Here is a 640-nt window from a genome sequence, read left to right as displayed (position 1 = left end):
TACTGGTGTAGATGGTAATGGGACACATATGGGAGTAAGAGCGACAATAGGAAGGTCTACAGGTAAGTATTATTGGGAATATAAATTATCGGGAGCATTGGGGAGTACATTTCTTGGTATAGCAAATATAAATGCAGCTCTATCCGGATCGGGAGCTCAAAGTAATAATGCAAGAATATATAGTGGATCTAGAGCAACTAATGACATAATAGGAATTGCTTTAGATTTAGATGAAGGAACAATAGAATTTTATAGGAATGGTGTATCTCAAGGTATTGCTTTTACTGATATATCTCTTTTGGGTATTCCTGTATTTCCTTTTGTTGCAAATGGTGCTTCATATAGTATTCCTAGTATTACAGCAAATTTCGGAGCAACAGATTTTAATTATCGTATACCGGGAGGATATAAATCTTATGATGAAAATCAAACGACGCCTAATTTTTTAATAATGCAAAATAATAAATATTATAGTGCAAAAAATAATATATTAACAAATCTGGGAGCACCAACAGATGATACACAAAAGGAACAATGGTTTAGCGATTATGGTGTTGGTGATTTAAAAGAATCATTGCTTACTCCTAGAGAGGATGGAAGCAAATTAATAGATAGTTTGGATAATCAATTTGAAGTTAGG

At 33.1% G+C, this 640-nt stretch carries 1 protein-coding gene; it reads left to right on the top strand.

Going from position 1 to position 640, the window contains the following annotated elements; translation table 11 throughout:
- Positions 1-28: 28 nt before the first annotated feature.
- Positions 29-640 (top strand): SPRY domain-containing protein (locus tag AB8U03_RS18025; protein WP_369705930.1); only part of this gene is annotated, 612 nt, incomplete at its 3' end.

Origin of the sequence: Clostridium moutaii (genome assembly GCF_041205085.1) — a bacterium.
Taxonomy (GTDB): domain Bacteria; phylum Bacillota; class Clostridia; order Clostridiales; family Clostridiaceae; genus Clostridium_B; species Clostridium_B moutaii.
Note: the sequence above shows the minus strand (reverse complement) of the source record. Positions and strands in the feature narration are given on the sequence as shown.